The sequence below is a fragment of the Paraburkholderia sp. GAS448 genome, assembly GCF_050435685.1.
In the GTDB taxonomy this organism is placed as follows: domain Bacteria; phylum Pseudomonadota; class Gammaproteobacteria; order Burkholderiales; family Burkholderiaceae; genus Paraburkholderia.
In genome coordinates this window covers 40671-58201 of record NZ_JBNDKT010000017.1, presented here as the reverse complement: position 1 = coordinate 58201, position 17531 = coordinate 40671, and the positions used below count along the sequence as shown (strand labels likewise).

Below are 17531 nucleotides of genomic sequence, written 5' to 3'. Positions count from 1 at the left end.
CCGACACACGCCCAACGAGGTTTCTTGCGGCGCATCTCGACATAACGATGCGAGCGGTACTGCAGAGCAGGCTTGAGTGACTGACATAACAGGGAATCACGAATGTCCGTAAAAAGTGGTCTAATCAACCTGTTTCGAAGGTAGCTTAGACCGCCTTCCACTGCGCCACTAGACGGCCAGGATGGCGGGATCCCATTCAAAATCGTGAGGAATGAATGCTCGACCTGAACGAAATCTACTTTTTCGTCGAAGTGGTCCGGGCCGGAAGTTTCGCCGAGGCCGCACGTCGCCTTGGCATGCCTGCGACTACGATCAGCCGTCGCGTTCAGCAACTGGAAGGTGAATTGAAGAGCCGGTTGATCCTTCGTACAACCAGAAAGTTGACTCTCACTGCTGTCGGGCAAGCGTTCTATGAACAATGTGCCCAGAACATCGAAGGACTGGTGCTAGCGGGTCAGCAGGCCGCCGACACCCATCCTGAACCTGTTGGACCCTTGCGCGTCTCGCTCGCACCTGACTTCTTCGAGGTCGTTCCCATTTCCTGGGTGACAGATTTTCTTGCTCTCTATCCAGGCATCAGCCTCGAATTCGTTGTCGACAATGCTTATCTCGATCTGATATCCAGCGGTGTGGATCTCGCGTTTCGTGCTGAATTCCTGTTGGACGAAAACGCGACGCGCCGCGTGCTGGCCTCCGTGCGCTGGAGGCTCGTTGCGGCGCCGAAATATCTCGAGTCTCGAGGAACACCGACATGCCTCGATGAACTCAGCCAGCACGACTGCCTGTTGTTCGCCCGAAACTCCGGACCGGTCACGTGGCATCTTAACGGCCCGGGTGGGCGTGCCGAGGTTCAAGTCCATGGCCGCTTTCTCGCGAGCACCTCCAACCCGGTCAGACAAGCTGCGATAGAAGGTCTAGGCATTGCGTTGCTTGCCGAACTGCATGTCAAGCCGGATATCGAGGCCGGGCGTCTCGTCGGCGTGCTCGATCAATATCGCTCGGACGAAACCAGGTTCTGCGCCGTCTTCCCTAACCATCGGCATATCAGGCGAATTGCAACCATTTTTGTGGAGTACGTGCAGGGCAAGCTGGTAGCCATGCAAGAGAAGTAAGTCAGAGTTCTTCTGCGAGAGACGGTCAGGCTGAGCCCTGACCGTTTTCCGGTCGCCCAGGACCGAGGCGTCTATCTATCTGCTGGCACATCGCCTGTCATGTACGTGACACCATTGCCAGTAACTAGAAGTCACGACACCGAGGTTGACGAACGAGATCGATGGCCTCCCTCAACGTCGGGGCGATCACACCATTTTTCGTCGCCAGGATGCGTGGCAGTTTGAAGTAGGCGCGATGCGTCGGATGACAGTAATCGTCAAGAACCTGACTACTCAGCCAGTTCAGGCGTTCGCTGTCCGCATTGCTGGCATGAGCCTCGAATAGCTGCCTGCGAAGCAGTTCAATCTCCCTGGCAGCTTGCCGAAGGGTATCCGCCCGCTCGCCGGTCAGGGCTTCCGCCAGTGCTTTTAGATGCTCAACGTCAACAGACATCTGCAGTTCTCTCATGTACATGCAATACCTCCATGCCTTCCTCGCTGGCCATGGAGATGAGGCTGGGAGCATACGTTTGCCAGCCGCTATCAAACATTGCCACGCCTGGGGGAGTCGGGCCTTCGACGCGTCCGTGCTCGTAGCGGGGCCCCAGGCCTGGCACTTCGCAATGCTACGAATCGTCTTTCGAAGCGTCCTTCGGCCACAGGTTCAGCATTACGACAAACGTAGCGACCGCAGCCACGATAGCCACGACGCCCGAACAGACGACACGCATCTGGTCGAAAAGCAGTCCGTGGATGCAGACCGCCACGCCCGCCAGCACTGCGAAGGTCGCAAGCGTTGCGAGCACAATTCTCAACTCAGTTCGCACCATGACGTTCTCCCGAACCGGCGCTGACCGTGGCCTCATCTGCCGCCAATGGACAAGGCGCGCACGCATCCCATGAAATCCGCGATTGCGTATGCGCGTTAGGAATGCAAGAAGTGGTCAAATCCTTCGAAGGTAGCTTAGAAGGATTTCCTCTGAACCACTAGACGGCCAGAGTGGCGGTGTGTCGCTCATATTCGTCAGGAGTGGATGTGTGCCGAGCCATACGTCGGTATTGTCATGGCATTCGACCTTGCGGCAATGCGCGACGTCATGGAGGGTCTCGACGTACCACTTAAGCCCCAAGGCAATCTCGGGCACGGAGATTTTTTCACCGGGTTCGATGGCCCGCTGGCCGCTGGGCTTTGCGGATTCAACCGGTGGATGCCGTTTATCGAAGCGATAACATCAGCTCTCCACCTTTGACATCACGGCGGTAGCCGGGTCATACCGGTAACCTTGCCGGGCAAGTTGCTGGACGATGGCAGCGTCGATCAGCTTTTTTTGGGCATCCCGGAATACCAGTTCATGATCTGGCTTGAATCGCTCCAGCTCGAGTGAGAGTTTCCGCAAGAGCGCCACTTCTCCGGCGCTGCGAGCGTCGATGAACAATATCTTCTCGTTTGCGAGATCAAGTCGTTGTTTGATCTCCTTCGCATGCACGACCCACTGTTCGGCAGTGGCGCGAAGCTCGTCATAGGCCCTTTCGTGGGCTCTGGCCTGAAGCGATATCTGACGCTGCAACCCGGCGATTTCGTTCGCGCTCGCAGTTCCTGTCGCCTCCATGTCAGGTTGCTGGTCGTGTGAAGTGTCTCTGGCGGCATCGTCGCGCGCTCGCCCGGCGAGCCGCTGCTCCAGCTGGGCTGCATGCTGTTCGGCCGCATCTGCCCGATCTCGCGCTGCCGAGGCGTCCCGCGACACCCGAGCCAATTCGGCGCTTGCGGCGGTCTGCGCTTCGGTCATGACGCCGACCTGCACGCGGGCTTCTTCGGCTTCCCGGGTGACGCGCTCCAGTTCGTTGAGCTGAGCCGCCGCTTCGTCGATGCGCGCCGCGGTCGCTTCACGTTCAGCTGCGAGTGCACCGCGGATCACCTCCAGTTCACCCTCCAGCGCGGCGAGCCGCACGAGGCTCTCGTGCGCCTGCGTCGTGGCGGCTTCGGCTCGCGAGTTAGCCGCACCGGCCTCCTGAGACCATCGCTCCACTTCTGCCGACTTCGCCTGACATGCGTGACGCAAAGTCGCGACTTCCAGCCGCGCGTCATCGCGCTCCTGAGTAATCCGGGCGATCTCATTGTTCTTGCTCGAAACCGTCTCGGCCAGCCATTCGTTCGCCTTATGTTGCTGTTCAAGCGACGCCCTGGTGGCATCCAGTTTGGCCTCGTCCAGTGATGCACGCTGCAGAAGTGCCTCGACGTTCGTCTCGGCAGTCTCGGCGCGAGCGGTCGCAGCCGCAAGTTCTGCCCTGACCTGCGTAGCTGCGTTTTCTGCGGCTTGCAGCTGGTTTACCAGATCATTCAGTCGCTCGCGCCCCGTTTCGACTTCCTCCTCCGTCTTCTGGTATTCGACAAGCGCCTCGTCCCGCTCCCTGAGGGCGACCTCAAGTTGCCGGCTCACTACACCCACGCGCTGATCGAGCACCTTCCCTGCCTCGTCGTGAGAAGCTGTCCAGAGTCGCCATGCGACATTGACAAGCGTCTCAGCGGCGTCCTGCGGCAATCCGGTCTGGACCTGCACCTCGGGCGTTTTGGGCTGTCGCGCTTCGCGCCAGCGTTGCAGGGCAGCCGCAATCGCAACAATCGAACCGCTGTGAACCTCCGACCAGATCGTGACGGGGGAAACTTGCCTGCCTTCTTCTGTCATGCGATCTGCAATTGCAGCGACCTGTTCATCGATGATCGTGTCTGCGTCTGTAGACATAGGCACCTCAAGAATCAATTGGGGTCCGGCGGAGAATCGATTCCTCAATACGTTACTACGTTCATCTTGATTTTTGGACGTCAGTACGATTCGCTCGCTGAATTTCCCGGACCTTTCCCTGCAAACGCAAGCTGGGGCGGATTCCTGTTCGACCACCCGTTCATCAACTCTTCACCTGGTCGATGGGATAGTTGATGACCCTCACCCTGAATTTCAGGGTGGTTCCTTTGACGTAAGCCTTGTTGCGCTGATAGAAACGGTTCATCAAGTCCCGCTGCGCATTCTGCTGAGACACTGAGGCATGACCAATCCACACGCTGCCTTCGTTCTCCAATGTACTGGCGAACGGGTATTCGTCGCGACTCTGGATTCTCGGGATGTTGCGCAATGATTCGGCCCGGATTGAGCTCTTTTCCGATTTCGACCGATAAACATAGGTCAGAACGCGTGGCCAACCTGCCATCTGAGCATGCCAAATATTCTCCGCAATTTGCCGAATGCTCTCATCCCGCCAGTCATATTCCATTGTCGGAAGTTCCTCGTTATCTTGCTTCATACTAAAGCGCCTCCTGATAATGAAATACCCAAAGCAAGAGCGACAAGCAAGGGACCGCCCATTGACGATAGGCGAATGCTCTATAACCTGCAAGCCGGGTGCCGAGTGAGTGCATCGATACGGCGCTTGAACCATGGACCGCGGCCATCTGCTACGAGCGCTGGATAGCCAGGTTCGACAAGCCGCGCCTCAAGGGGCTGGGCGACCTGAAACGGCATCGTCGCCCTCAAGAACTTTCTTGCGCTCGACTGCGAGTTGAAGCCGATCGACCTGGGACGAGGCGATCAACGTCCCCGAATATGGATGACTGAATCCCAACAGGGACATCCCCACGCTCGAGGATGATGTCATCGTCCTCTGGGAGTCGAACGCCAAACCGCTCGACATGGCGTCCAAACGCCCGAAACCAGACGACGCACCAGTCGGGCGCCGGCGACGGCTTCCTGGCGGTCATGCTCGGTAGACAGGTAGTTCGGATCGATGTGAAGGGGTTCGTGGATATCGGCGCTGTGGACAGGGGCTGCGAGACGTTGCGCTCCAATACGATCGATTGCAGCAGCATGCCCCGTGAACGTTTGACCATCGTCTTTCTCCAGGCACGGTCGCCCAAAGGTTGGCGGAGAGAGTGGGATTGCTGCGATGCCGCCACGGCGCGCACGGTCCCCGCGTATTGTAGGCCGCTATTCGCAACCGGGCGCATTAACCGCGTTACAGACCCCACCTCGCACAATGACGATGACTTCGCTTGCCCGGGGGCTCGCGATCCACCTTGCGCTGGCCCAAGAATCAGACAGGACTGGAGAGATGGTCGGCCAGACGAGCCATCATTGCGTCGCAAGCCGTGAGTTGTTCAATCGTAACGAACTCGTCCGGCTTGTGGCCCTGATCCATGCTTCCCGGCCCGCAGGCCACCGTGGGAATACCCGCGTGTTCGAACAGGCCGCCTTCGGTTCCGAACGCGACCGTTCCGAACTCGGTAGAACCGCTTAGCAGGGCCAACAGGCGAGCCGCTTCGCTGTCGGGCGAGGTGGCTAATCCCGGATAGGCGCTCAACGGCTGCAGGCGAATGTCGGTGTCCCGCTGCACCGAACGCATTTTCGGCAGCAATTCGGCCTCGGCATAGGTCTGCAGCCTGTCAGATACCTCCTCTGCATTGAAGTCCGGCAGCGCGCGTACCTCGAAATCGAATTCGCATTCCGCCGGCACGATGTTCAGCGCACGACCGCCTTTGATAACGCCAGTCTGCACGGTCGAGAACGGCGGGTCGAAGCGACGATCATGATGTTCAGGCTGCGCGAGCTCCGCACCGATCTCCTCCAGTCTGCCGATCAGTCGCGCGGCGTATTGGATAGCATTGACGCCATAGGGTGCATAAGCCGAGTGGCACGCCGCTCCCTTTACATGGCAGCGCATGGCCAGCTTGCCCTTGTGGCCCAGCACCGGTTTCAACCCGGTAGGTTCGCCGATCAGACACAGGCGCGGCTTGTGCGGACGCCTCCTGATCTCCTCCAGCATTGGCCGTACACCCAGACAACCCACCTCCTCGTCATAGGAGAAGGCGAGGTGTACCGGCCGCGTCAACGGCCGCTCGAGAAAGCGCGGCACTGCCGCCAGCACTGAAGCGATAAAGCCCTTCATGTCGGCGGTGCCGCGACCGTACAGCCTCCCGTCTGCTTCGGTGAGGCGGAATGGCTCTACCGTCCACGCCTGCCCGTCGACCGGCACCACATCGGTATGACCGGAAAGCACAATGCCACCTCGATCACGAGGACCGATGGTGGCGAACAGGTTGGCCTTGGTGTGCTCCGGGTTGTAGAAGAGTTCGCTCTGCACCCCGAACTCCTCAAGATAATCCCGGATGAAAGCGATCATTTCGAGGTTGGAATCCCGGCTGACAGTGGCGAAGCCGATCAGCCTGCTGAGTAGTTGATGGCTCGACAACTCATTCATTACCGGGCACCCCATAGCTGGGCGCTGCAGTCGGATTCAACGCCCGCGTCAGGTAGTCCTGCATTTGCGGTCGATAGGCTTGCCACAGCGCGTCCAGTTGTCCGATTGGGTCTACATCCGCCCAGTCAACCCGCAGATCGACGATCGGCCAGATCACGTCGCCTACCACCTTGAGCGCCGCCGAGTGCACGGGTCCCGCTTCACCACCGGCCGCGACCGCGGCGCGCATCGACGAGAGCAGGCGGTCGGCAAGCGCGCCGGGCGTCTTCTCGAACGCCTGAACCATTGTTTCTATCACCTCCGCGCCAGCCAGCATGTTGCCGGCGGCCACGCACTGCTCACCCGCCACGGCGTGGTGAACGCCCAGCGCTTCCTCACCAGTGAAAAACGCCGTATGGCCCTGACCATCGATCACCGTGACCTGTCGATACTGGCTCCATCCGTCGGCGTCGAGCGCCCGGTCCAGGGCCGCAGCAGGCGCAAGCTGCCTGGCTTCGAGGAAGTCGAGGATCTGCGGCCCGAGGGCAGGCAGCGTGACATTCTGTGTCGCCACCGCCCCTACACCCGCGCGCAACCATGGGCATCGAGCACCCACCGAGATACTGGATGAGCTGATGGCGATGCCGAGCTGGCCAGTTCCCGGGCAGCGTCCGACGATGGAGAATGTCATGTCCTGCTCCTTAAGCCTGATTCGGCTTCCAGCTATCCGGAATCACCGCGATCACGTCGATCTCCATCAGCCACTGAGGCTGACCCAGGGCGCTTACCACGAGGCCGGTGGAAATGGGGAAGACCCCCTTCAGCCATTTGCCGACTTCCTGATACACCGGCTCGCGATAACGAGGGTCGATCAGGTAGGTGGTGGTTTTGACGATATGTGACAGGTCGCTACCCGCTTCCTCGAGCAATTGCTTGACGTTCTTCATCGCCTGCTCGGCCTGAGCCTGCGGGTCGCCGAGCCCGATCAGGTTGCCTTCGAAATCCGTGCCCACCTGCCCGCGCACGTAAACGGTATTGCCGGCCCGCACGGCCTGACAGAGGTCGTTATCCAGCGACTGGTTCGGGTACGTATCCTTCGTGTTGAACATGCGGATGCGGGTGTGCGTAGGTTGGTTCATCATGCGCCTTGATCGTAGTGAAAGAGAGTCCGTCTAGCCGGGTGAAGAGAAAGTCCGACAGGCAGCCGCGGCACCGACGGACTTCCCTGCCTTGTCAGTCGAGAAGGTCGGCGAGATGTTGCGAATCAGGGTGTGCGCCATCAGGTCCAGGCTTCTGGCAATCCTCTGCCTGACGCTGCGACGCATCACGATAAGAGAGATATCTGCGCTGCGTGGCGATGTGGTCCGCAATGTACATCGCATCGTGCCAAACGCCCCAGATGAAACTGGAACCACGACGCGACAACCACGGCAGACCCAGAAAATAGACGCCAGGTTCGGTCGAAACGCCTCGTTGATGCTGCGGCTTGCCGTTTGCGGCGAAGGCGTTGACATTCAGCCAGCTGTAGTCGACCGCATAGCCGGTTGCCCAGACGATCGAGGTAACGCCAGCCTCGGCGAGGTCGAGTTCGAGAAGGGGATGGGTCACGCATTCCGGATCGGGAAGCGTCTTGCGGGCCTCAGGTTCTTCCGGAAGATTCAGTCCATTCCGGGCTATATACGCGTCAGCTGCATCGAGCAGCGCCAGGTAGTTGTCGTCACCGCGAGCGAGGTTACCTGCAAGGTCCGGTTCGAAAGCGACGACGCCGCGATTGAACGATTTCGTCAAACCGACGAGCGTTATCCCCTGCTTCGCAAGCGCCCGGAAGTCGACCGTATGACCGCCACGCGCACCACTCACAGCAATAGTGACGTGTTCCCTGCCCGGCGTAGCGACCTCCTTGTCCCATTCGCCAAGAACGCCCAGCCACCAGCAGTAGTCACGGTTGCGATAGGACCTTGGAGGACGATCGTGCGGCCCAACCGACAGATACACCTTCCTGCCCGAGCGCTGCAGTTCATCCGCGATCTGCACCCCTGACGACCCGCCGCCAACCACCAGAACGCCACCCTCGGGCAGTTGGCCTGGATTGCGATAATCGGCAGAGTGGATCTGCGGGAATGGCTCGTCTTTTGGCGCGATCGGCGGAATCAGGGGACGCTGGAACGCTCCGGTAGCGACCACTATACGGGTGGCCTCGAGGGTGCCCTCCGATGTCTCAATGGTGAAGCCGGGCCGGCCCGCGCTACGCACCACTTTCTTCACCTCCACGCCGGTGCGGATGGGAGCGTTGAATTTCCTGGCATAGGCTTCGAAATAGTCCGCGACCCGCTCCTTCGAGGGGAAGGCGTCGGGATCGAGATCGTCGAACTCCAGACCCGGAAACCGGTCATGCCAGGCCGGGCCATTGGCAACCAGCGAATCCCAACGTCCGGTGCGCCAGCGTTCAGCGATACGGCTGCGTTCCAGGACGAGGTGCGGCACCCCTTGCCTGCTCAGGTGTTCGCTCATGGCCACGCCGGCCTGGCCGGCGCCCACAACAAGCGTATCAATTGACGTTTTTTCAGCTGTCATCGCTGTCCCTTTCTGAAAGGCGGCTTGATTCGATGAGTCCAATCTACGCCCGCACTGCGCATCCGAAAAACATATTTCAAAAATGCAATTCATCGCTTTTACCTATGCAAACGGATTTCTGTCGGCGCACAATCGCGACAGATGAAACGTCGAGGGACAGGCGATGGAAGTGGGCCAATTGCACTTTTCGCTGCGGCAGCTGCGGTACTTCGTAGTCACCGCGGAAGTGCTGTCGTTCACCGCGGCGGCGAAGAAACTGCATATCTCGCAGCCGTCGATCTCGACGGCGCTTGCCGACCTGGAGGCGTCGTTCGGCGTGCAGTTGTTCATCCGCCATCATGCGAGCGGCCTGTCGCTGACGCAGGCGGGTCGCGACATGCTCGGGCAGGCGCGTAATCTCCTGAAGAACGCGGAAGAACTCCAGTCCGCTGCACGCGAGATGGACGGCGGCATGTCGGGCGCGATCGCGCTCGGCTGCATGGTCTCGCTCGCGCCACCGGTGATGCCGGCGCTCATCAGCCGCTTCATTGCGAGCCACTCGGGCGTCAACTTCCGCACCGAGGAAGCGCATCAGGATGACCTGCTGCGAGGCCTGCGCGACGGTACGCTCGATCTCGCGCTCACCTACAGCCTCGACCTGACCGACGAAATCGCGTTCACGCCACTGGTCTCACTGCCGCCCTACGTGATCCTGCCGAAGCTGCACCGGCTCGCCCGCGCACGAGCCGTCTCGCTGACCGAACTGCTCAACGAACCCTATGTGATGCTCGACCTGCCGCACAGCCGCGAATATTTCGCGGCGCTGTTCGACGCGGTCGGCACGCGGCCAGTGCCCGCTTTCCGTTCGTCGCAGCCGGAAGTGGTGCGCGGGATGGTCGCGAACGGGCTTGGCTATAGCATCCTGAACTTCCCGCTGAAATCGCTCAGGACTGTGGACGGGGCGGACTTCGTGATCAAGCAGTTCAAGGAAGACGTGACGGCGACGACGCTCGGCATCGCGCAATCGCGCCAACTGAAACCGCGTCAGGTAGTGAAGCGCTTCGCGGACTTCTGCGAGACGCAGATCCGTGAATTGCATCGCCATGGCTGAACCGGCCGCCTACTGGTCTGCATAGGAAAAAGCTGGCTTTTACATCCAAAAACAATATTTTGGCTGGTAATTTGACTTGATAGATTGGTGTCCATCGCAACGCAATGCTGAACCGGAGGCCATATGGCTGCCCTTGCAACGTCGCCGGATGCTGGAGCCGAGATCGCCCGCGAACTGCAGGCGAACTGCGAGCGGCCGTTCGACGACGCGCACGCCATGCCGCCGCGGGTCTATACGTCCGACGCATTCCTCGCGCTCGAGCAACGCGAGATCTTTCGCAAGGAATGGCTGTGCGTTGGGCGCGCCAGCGCGCTCAGCAACCCTGGCGACTATCTGACCGCGCAGATCGACGGGCAGCCCATCGTCGTTCTGCGCGACGAAAACGGCGACCTGCGCGGACTGTCGAACGTGTGCCTGCATCGCATGTCGGTGCTGCTCGAAGGACGCGGCAACGTCAGACGCATCGTGTGCCCCTATCACGCATGGAACTACACGCTTGATGGCACGCTCGCCGGCGCGCCGATGATGGACCGGCAGACGGGCTTCTGCAAGGAAAGCTACCGCCTGCCATCGATCCGCTGCGAAACCTGGCAGGGCTGGATCTACGTCACGCTCGATGCCGACGTGCCGCCTGTCGCGACGCAGCTCGAGGAGCTCACGCGGCTGATCGAGCCGTACGGTATGTCGGACTACGTTGAGACCTTCCACGAAGAACACGTTTGGGACACCAACTGGAAGATCCTCGCGGAAAATTTCATGGAGAGCTATCACCTGCCGATGTTGCATCGCGCGACGGTAGGCCCGCATTCGCGGCTCGAAGAAATGGAGTGTCCGCCCGGGAAACCGACATTCAACTATCACTGGATCACGAAGGAAGCGTCGCTGCCGATTGGCAACGCACACCCCGACAACACGCGTCTGCAGGGACACTGGCGCCGTACGACCGCGCTCCTTGCGATCTACCCGACGCATCTCGTAACGCTCACGCCGGGCTACTTCTGGTACCTCGTGCTGCAGCCGCGCGGCGTGGGTCAGGTACACATCCAGTTCGGTGGCGGACTTTCGCCCGAGTTCGTCGACGATCCGAAAGCGGCCGACTACATGGCCACGCTGAAAACGCTGCTCGACGAAGTCAATGCGGAAGACCGGCGCGGCGTCCAAGCCGTGTTTCGCGGCGTGCATGCCCCGCTCGCGAAGCCAGGCAACCTGAGCCCACTCGAGCGACCGAACTACGACTTCGCGCGCTATCTCGCGCGGCGAACCGTCACGTCATGACGCGGGCGAGCCGCGCACCGGATGATCACACGACCATGTCCAGCCAATCGTTCATTTCATTCACAGGCGTCAGCAAGTCTTATGACGGGGTGAACAGCGTCGTCGAGGGTCTCGACCTCGACGTTGCGCGCGGCGAATTCGTGTCGCTGCTCGGCCCATCTGGCTCGGGCAAGACGACGACGCTGATGATGCTCGCGGGGTTCGAGTCGCCGACGCGCGGCGAGATCCGGCTGAACGGCAAGCGGCTCGACGACAAGCCGCCGCATCAGCGCGATATCGGCATGGTGTTCCAGAACTACGCGCTATTCCCACACATGACGATCGCGGAGAACGTCGCGTTTCCGCTGTCGGTACGCAAGGTCGGCCGCAGCGAACTGAAGGCGCGCGTGGTGCGGGCGCTCGAGATGGTCGAGCTTCCGCACCTCGCGGCGCGGCGGCCAGCGCAGCTCTCGGGCGGCCAGCAGCAGCGCGTCGCGCTGGCGCGCGCCCTTGTGTTCGAGCCGAGCGTGGTGTTGATGGACGAGCCGCTCGGCGCGCTCGACAAGCGCCTGCGCGAAAGCATGCAATACGAAATCATGCGCCTGCATCGCGAACTGTCGCTGACGATCGTCTACGTGACGCACGACCAGAACGAGGCGCTGACGATGTCGGACCGCGTCGCGGTGTTTTCCGACGGCCGTATCCAGCAGGCCGCGACACCGACCGAACTCTACGAGAACGCCGCGAATGCGTTCGTGGCGAACTTCGTCGGCGAAAACAACGGATTGACGGGCCGCGTCATCGCGAGCGACGCTGAGTGGGCTACGCTGCAGCTTGCCGACGGGACCACCATCATCGGCCGTGCGGGCACCGGCCTGCGTACCGGCGGCGAAGCGATGCTGGCATGGCGGCCCGAGCGCGCGCACATCGCGGCGGCTGCGGCTGCGACAGCCGATGCCGCGCACGGCGAAGGCGAATCAAATGTCGTCCATGCACTCGTGCAGGAGCTCGTCTATTGCGGCGACCACCATCGCGTGCATCTGAAACTGGCGCACGGCGAGAGCGTCGTCGTGAAGGTGCCGAACACGCAGCATCGTGATCTGCCCGCACTCGGCCATACCACCGCCGTGACGTGGCGCCGCGACGACTGCAAGGTACTTCCCGCCGTTTCGTCGCGCGTCGCGGTCACCGGCGACGACAGCACCGTATTTTCGCCTTCATCGTCCGCATCGCCACTCATCGCAGGAGTCAACTAAACATGCACGCTACCCGCTCCCGTATCCAGCACGGCGCCGTTCTCACCGCCGTCACGGTCCTCTCCGTCCTGTCGTCGACGGTGCATGCCGCCGACACGCTGTCGGTCGTCACGTTCGGCGGCGCTTACGAGAACGCCGCCAAAAAAGCCTGGTTCGAGCCGTTCACCGCGAAGACCGGAATCGGCTTTTCGACGGAATCGTACGACGGCGGCCTCGCGAAGCTGTCGGCGATGGAACAGGCGAAGAACCCCACGTGGGACCTGATCGACCTGGAAACCAACGACGCCATCACGGCGTGCGACGAAGGCCTGCTGCAGAAGTTCGACCGCAAGCTGCTCGGCAATACCAGCGACTTTCTGCCCGGCTCGATCAGCGATTGCGCCGTCTCGGCGATGGTGTGGTCGACGGTGTATGCGTATGACACGACGAAGCTGAAGACGCCGCCCACCACCATCAACGATTTCTTCGATCTGAAGAAATATCCCGGCAAGCGCGGCATGCGCAAATCGCCGAAGGTGGCGATGGAATGGGCGCTGATCGCCGACGGCGTCGCGCCGAAGGACGTCTATAAGGTGCTCGGCACGCCCGAAGGCGTCGACCGTGCATTCAGGAAGCTCGATACGATCAAGTCGAGCATCGTCTGGTGGGACGCCGGCGCGCAGGCGCCGCAGTTGCTCGCGGACGGCGCGGTCGTGATGACGCAGGCTTATAACGGCCGAATCGACGATGCTTCGCACAAGGACGGCAAGCCGTTCAAGATCGTCTGGGATGCGCAGGTGTACGACTATGAGTGGTGGGGCATTCCGGCGGGCGCGAAGCATGCGGCCGAGGCGGAGAAATTCATCGTCTCGGCATCGACCCCGCAGGCCTACGCGGACCTGTCGAAGTACATCGCCTATGCGCCGCCGCGCAAGGACGCGATTCCGCGGATCGAAAAGAGCCGTCTTGGCGATTTGCCGACCGCGCCCGCCAACTTCAAGCGTCCGCTACAGATCGACGCGACGTTCTGGGCCGACAACGCGGATGCGATCAACAAGCGGTTCCAGGTGTGGCTCACGCAATAACGCGAATGGGCGCGACGATGAACACGCCACTGCAACCCACGGCATCGATCGGCGCCAGCGACCGCGGCGGCGGTCGTCACGCCTGGCAGCGCGCGCGTCGCAAGGCCGCCGTGCAGGCGTTACTGCTGGCGTTGCCGCTGCTCGTGTTCCTGCTCGCCACATTCATCGCGCCCATCGCCAGCCTGCTTGCACGCAGCGTGCAGAATCCCGAAATGCGCGGCAGCATGCCGCAACTGACGGCGGCGCTGCGGGCGTGGGATGGCAGCGGCGTACCCGGCGAGCCGGCATTTGCCGCGCTCGCGCAAGGTTTGCGGCAGTCAGCCGAAGCCGGCGAACTCGGCAACCTCGCGCGCCGGATGAATTTCTATCAGCCGGAATTCCGCAGCCTGCTGATGAAGACGGCGCGCGAGTCGCGCTCGCAGACGCCCGACGCGTGGAAGCCGGCGCTGATCGATATGGACCCGCGCTGGGGCAAGACCGAGACGTGGCGGCTGCTGAAGCGCGCCGCCACGTCGCCGACGCCCGACTACCTGCTCAACGCAATCGATGCGCAGGTCTCGCCGGACGGCTCAGTGACGTCGGTGCCGGCGGACAGCGCCGTCTATCGCGCCGCCTTCGTGCGCACCATCCAGATCAGCGCGACCGTCACGCTGTTGTGCCTGCTGCTCGGCTACCCGGTCGCGTATCTGCTCGCAACGCTGCCGCCGAAACAGGGCAACCGGCTCATGCTGTTCGTGATCGTGCCGTTCTGGACTTCGCTGCTGGTGCGCACGACCGCGTGGTACGTGCTGCTGCAGCCGGGCGGCGTGATCAACACCGCCTTGATGCGCTTCGGCATCGTCCATCATCCGGTGCCGCTGATCTTTAACCGCACCGGCGTGCTGATCGGGATGACGCACATCCTGCTGCCGTACATGATCCTCGCGATTTACTCGGTGATGAAGGGCGTCTCGCCGATGTACGTGCGCGCCGCGCAGTCGTTGGGCGCACATCCGGTAACGGCGTTCGTCCGGGTCTATATTCCGCAGACGCTTCCGGGTGTCGGCGCGGGCTGCTTTCTCGTCTTCGTGCTCGCGCTCGGCTATTACATCACGCCTGCGCTACTCGGCGGCGCGGGGGACGAGATGATCAGCCAGCTGATCGCATCGCAGACGAACGAGCAGCTCAACTGGGGACTCGCGGGCGCGCTGTCGTGCTATCTCGTGATCTTCACGGCTGTGTTCTATTTCGTCTTCAACCGGCTGGTCGGTATCGACCGGCTGCGATTCGGCTAGCGGGGAGACCAGCATGCAACCGCAACGTCACCGAATGCTGTCCGAGCGTATCGCAGGCGCGGGATTGCGCGTGCATTGCGCGTTGATCTTCCTGTTTCTCGTCGCACCGATCCTCGCCATCGTGCCGCTGTCGTTCAACTCGGGCTCGTTCTTTTCATATCCGATGGATGGCATTTCGCTGCGGTGGTACGCGCAGGCGTTCGGCGCGCACGATTGGCAGCTCGCATTCGCGAACAGCATCGGCATCGGCGCGGTCGCGACACTGATCGCGACCTGCCTTGGGACGCTCGCCGCGCTCGGGCTGAGCCGTTCGGTGTTCCCGTTTCGCGCGATCGTGATGCCGATGCTGATTTCGCCGATGATCATCCCCATCGTCGTGGTCGCGGCCGGCTTCTATCTCATCTTCTCGCCCCTCGGACTCGTTAACTCGTATCCGGGCGTGGTGCTCGCGCATGCGGCGCTTGGCACGCCGTTCGTCGTGATCACGGTGACCGCCTCGCTGCTGTCGTTCGACCAGAGCCTGCTGCGCGCCGCCGCCGGTCTCGGCGCGCGACCGTGGACGACGTTCCGCCGCGTCACGCTGCCGTTGATCGCGCCGGCTGTCGCGACGGGCAGCGTGTTCGCGTTCGCCACGTCGTTCGACGAGGTGATCGTCATCCTGTTCATCGGCGGCCCTGAGCAGCGCACGGTGCCGCGTCAGATGTGGAGCGGCATCCGCGACCAGATCGATCCATCGATCCTTGCGGTGGCGACGGTGCTGATCGTGTTCGCGACATTACTCTTCACCGCGATGAACTGGCTGCGCAGCAGGGCGGCCGCTGCGTCCTCAACCTGACTGCCTGCCTTGATTTCATCGACTGTCAGCATGTTCAACGCTCGTCGTCGGTGTCGGCGTCGTGCTGGTGCCTCCACTCATCGGCCAGAAGTGCGTTAACGGCGTGTTCGTCCGCCGGCCTGCCGTCAACGCTCCAGCTAACTACACCCGTACAGTGGTCTGCGGTAGCACGAACAATATGCGCGTCCACAGCCACGGTTACGGCGACGGTCCTGAGTTGCTGCGCTGCAATAGCGAGTTCCTGAATTGTGTGGAGCATGATCACTCCCAGAATAAGAATGGATTGATGATGTTAGGTCAGGTATTGAATTCAACGGCACGCCCCGGGCTATTCGGACGTAATTCGTCTCTAGCCTGACATGGCCAGAGTCGCTGTGATCGCCCACGGCGTCTGTGCGGTCGATGACAAAAAGGGTCTTCGATTCGCTCGGAGAGTTTTCCCGTCGTTGGGCGCGTGCCCATCGACCAGGGCGACATGCATGACGCCCGATGACGCTGCCAGACCCGATATCGGCAGCGCTATTTTTCAGTCGTGGTGCCCGCATGAGTCGATCCGCTGGCGGGTCCGGGACTCGCCACACGGGACGCGCTGTTCGACTACGGGGCCGAGGAGCCGGGCGGGCGCGAGCATCAGTAGGTGCGCGGCCCGGCAAGATCGTTAGACTGCGCTCGCGAGCACCCTCGCGATCGCTTCCGTCACCGGCCCGACGTTCTTCTCGTTCAGGCCCGCCACGCACATCCTGCCCGAACGCAAGATGTACACGCCATATGCTTCGCGCAGGCGCTCGACCTGGCCGGCCGTCAGCCCGGTATACGTGAACATGCCACGTTGCTTGATATAGCGCGACAGCGCCTCGCCGCGCACATGTTCAAGCAGACCGTCGTGAATGGCAACGCGCATTCTGGCGATGCGCTGGCACATCGCCGACAGCTCGCTTTGCCACGCGAGAGTCAGTTCAGGCGTGGTCAGCACCCTGGTCACGATTTTCGCGCCATGTGTCGGCGGGTTACTGTAGTTTGAACGCACTGAACCGGTCAGTTGCCCCAGCACGCGTTCGGCCTCGATCGCGCTCTCGCAGATCACGTGCAAGCCGCCGCAGCGCTCGCCGTACAGCGAGAAGTTCTTCGAAAACGAATTCGCCACGAGCGATGGCACACCTCGGTTCGCCAGTTCGCGCACGGCGAAGGCATCGTCATCGAGGCCGGCACCAAAACCCTGATAGGCCATGTCGACAAACGGCAGCAACTCGCGCTTTTGCAGTACCGCGATCAGCTGCTCCCATTGCGCGTGGTCCAGGTCGACCCCGGTCGGATTGTGGCAGCAGGCGTGCAGCAGGACGACGCTGCGTCTCGGCAACGCATCGATGGCCGCTAGCATGGCGTCGAATTTCAGGCCGCCGGTGGCTTCGTCGTAGTAGGGATAGGTGTTTACCGTCAAACCGGCTCGTTCGAAGATGAAGCGATGGTTTTCCCAGGTCGGGTCGCTGACCCAGACCTGAGCTTGCGGAAAATAACGCTTGATGAAATCAGCACCGACTTTCAGGGCGCCCGAGCCGCCAAGCGTTTGCACGGTGGCGATACGTCCTTGCGCGCGCGCCGGACATTGCTGGCCGAACACGAGCCCCTGGACTGCGTCGCGGTAGGGGGCGAACCCAGCCATCGGCAGATACGGTTTGGGGCCCGGATCGTTCAGAATCGCTTCTTCGGCTTCGCGCACGGCCTGCATCACCGGCAGGCGCCCGTCGTCGTCGAAGTAGATGCCGATGCTCAGATTGACCTTGTTCTGTCGCGGATCTTTCTGAAAATTCTCGTTCAGGGTAAGGATCGGGTCGCCGGGATAGGCATCTATATGTTCGAACATGGTGTT

Annotated in this window: 17 protein-coding genes; 7 read left to right on the top strand and 10 right to left on the bottom strand. The window is 61.5% G+C overall.

Annotation, left to right across the window (positions count from 1 at the left end; translation table 11 throughout):
* Positions 1-215 precede the first annotated feature (215 nt).
* On the top strand, positions 216-1112 hold the full coding sequence (locus P3T23_RS27335; protein ID WP_429319217.1) for a LysR family transcriptional regulator: 897 nt from the start codon (positions 216-218) through the stop codon (positions 1110-1112).
* Between the two features lie 124 nt (positions 1113-1236).
* Here P3T23_RS27335 and P3T23_RS27330 read toward each other — a convergent pair whose 3' ends face one another.
* The 8 genes from P3T23_RS27330 to P3T23_RS27295 form a co-directional block, all read right to left on the bottom strand.
* On the bottom strand, positions 1237-1566 hold the full coding sequence (locus P3T23_RS27330; protein WP_429319216.1) for a hypothetical protein: 330 nt from the start codon (positions 1564-1566) through the stop codon (positions 1237-1239).
* 151 nt (positions 1567-1717) lie between these two features.
* Complete coding sequence (locus tag P3T23_RS27325; RefSeq protein ID WP_429319215.1) at positions 1718-1921, bottom strand: DUF2964 family protein; 204 nt, start codon at positions 1919-1921, stop codon at positions 1718-1720.
* A gap of 402 nt (positions 1922-2323) precedes the next feature.
* Complete coding sequence (locus P3T23_RS27320) at positions 2324-3988, bottom strand: DNA-binding protein (protein WP_429319214.1); 1665 nt, start codon at positions 3986-3988, stop codon at positions 2324-2326.
* A gap of 7 nt (positions 3989-3995) precedes the next feature.
* Complete coding sequence (locus P3T23_RS27315) at positions 3996-4388, bottom strand: NucA/NucB deoxyribonuclease domain-containing protein (protein ID WP_429319213.1); 393 nt, start codon at positions 4386-4388, stop codon at positions 3996-3998.
* 786 nt (positions 4389-5174) lie between these two features.
* On the bottom strand, positions 5175-6338 hold the full coding sequence (gene argE / locus P3T23_RS27310) for an acetylornithine deacetylase (protein WP_429319212.1): 1164 nt from the start codon (positions 6336-6338) through the stop codon (positions 5175-5177).
* Positions 6331-7008: a DUF1028 domain-containing protein gene (locus tag P3T23_RS27305; protein ID WP_429319211.1), complete on the bottom strand. Its 678-nt coding sequence runs from the start codon at positions 7006-7008 to the stop codon at positions 6331-6333. The genes argE and P3T23_RS27305 overlap by 8 nt, the downstream gene beginning before the upstream one ends.
* Positions 7009-7018: 10 nt before the next feature.
* Positions 7019-7456 (bottom strand): RidA family protein, encoded by a 438-nt coding sequence (locus tag P3T23_RS27300; RefSeq protein ID WP_429319323.1) that lies wholly within the window; start codon positions 7454-7456, stop codon positions 7019-7021.
* A gap of 94 nt (positions 7457-7550) precedes the next feature.
* Positions 7551-8891, bottom strand: coding sequence for a flavin-containing monooxygenase (locus P3T23_RS27295; RefSeq protein WP_429319210.1), 1341 nt, complete (start codon positions 8889-8891; stop codon positions 7551-7553).
* Between the two features lie 169 nt (positions 8892-9060).
* Between P3T23_RS27295 and P3T23_RS27290 the strand changes: the two genes are divergently transcribed.
* The 6 genes from P3T23_RS27290 to P3T23_RS27265 all read left to right on the top strand — a co-directional run bounded on the left by P3T23_RS27290 (position 9061) and on the right by P3T23_RS27265 (position 15664).
* The gene (locus P3T23_RS27290) at positions 9061-9981 is read left to right on the top strand and encodes a LysR family transcriptional regulator (protein ID WP_429319209.1); all 921 of its coding nucleotides are present in this window, start codon (positions 9061-9063) and stop codon (positions 9979-9981) included.
* A gap of 123 nt (positions 9982-10104) precedes the next feature.
* Positions 10105-11256 carry an aromatic ring-hydroxylating oxygenase subunit alpha gene (locus P3T23_RS27285; protein ID WP_429319208.1) on the top strand — a complete coding sequence of 384 codons (1152 nt, stop codon included), beginning with the start codon at positions 10105-10107 and terminating at the stop codon, positions 11254-11256.
* A gap of 35 nt (positions 11257-11291) precedes the next feature.
* Entirely contained in the window at positions 11292-12491 is a 1200-nt protein-coding gene (locus P3T23_RS27280) for an ABC transporter ATP-binding protein (protein WP_429319207.1), read from the top strand.
* Positions 12492-12493: 2 nt separating this feature from the next.
* Entirely contained in the window at positions 12494-13555 is a 1062-nt protein-coding gene (locus P3T23_RS27275) for an ABC transporter substrate-binding protein (protein WP_429319206.1), read from the top strand.
* 17 nt (positions 13556-13572) lie between these two features.
* Positions 13573-14829, top strand: a complete 1257-nt coding sequence (locus tag P3T23_RS27270; RefSeq protein WP_429319205.1) for an ABC transporter permease — start codon at positions 13573-13575, stop codon at positions 14827-14829.
* 13 nt (positions 14830-14842) lie between these two features.
* Positions 14843-15664, top strand: coding sequence for an ABC transporter permease (locus P3T23_RS27265; RefSeq protein ID WP_429319204.1), 822 nt, complete (start codon positions 14843-14845; stop codon positions 15662-15664).
* Between the two features lie 34 nt (positions 15665-15698).
* Here the strand turns inward: P3T23_RS27265 and P3T23_RS27260 are convergent, their stop codons facing one another.
* Both P3T23_RS27260 and P3T23_RS27255 read right to left on the bottom strand, forming a co-directional pair.
* On the bottom strand, positions 15699-15923 hold the full coding sequence (locus P3T23_RS27260) for a hypothetical protein (RefSeq protein ID WP_429319203.1): 225 nt from the start codon (positions 15921-15923) through the stop codon (positions 15699-15701).
* Between the two features lie 399 nt (positions 15924-16322).
* On the bottom strand, positions 16323-17525 hold the full coding sequence (locus P3T23_RS27255; RefSeq protein ID WP_429319202.1) for an amino acid aminotransferase: 1203 nt from the start codon (positions 17523-17525) through the stop codon (positions 16323-16325).
* Positions 17526-17531 lie beyond the last annotated feature (6 nt).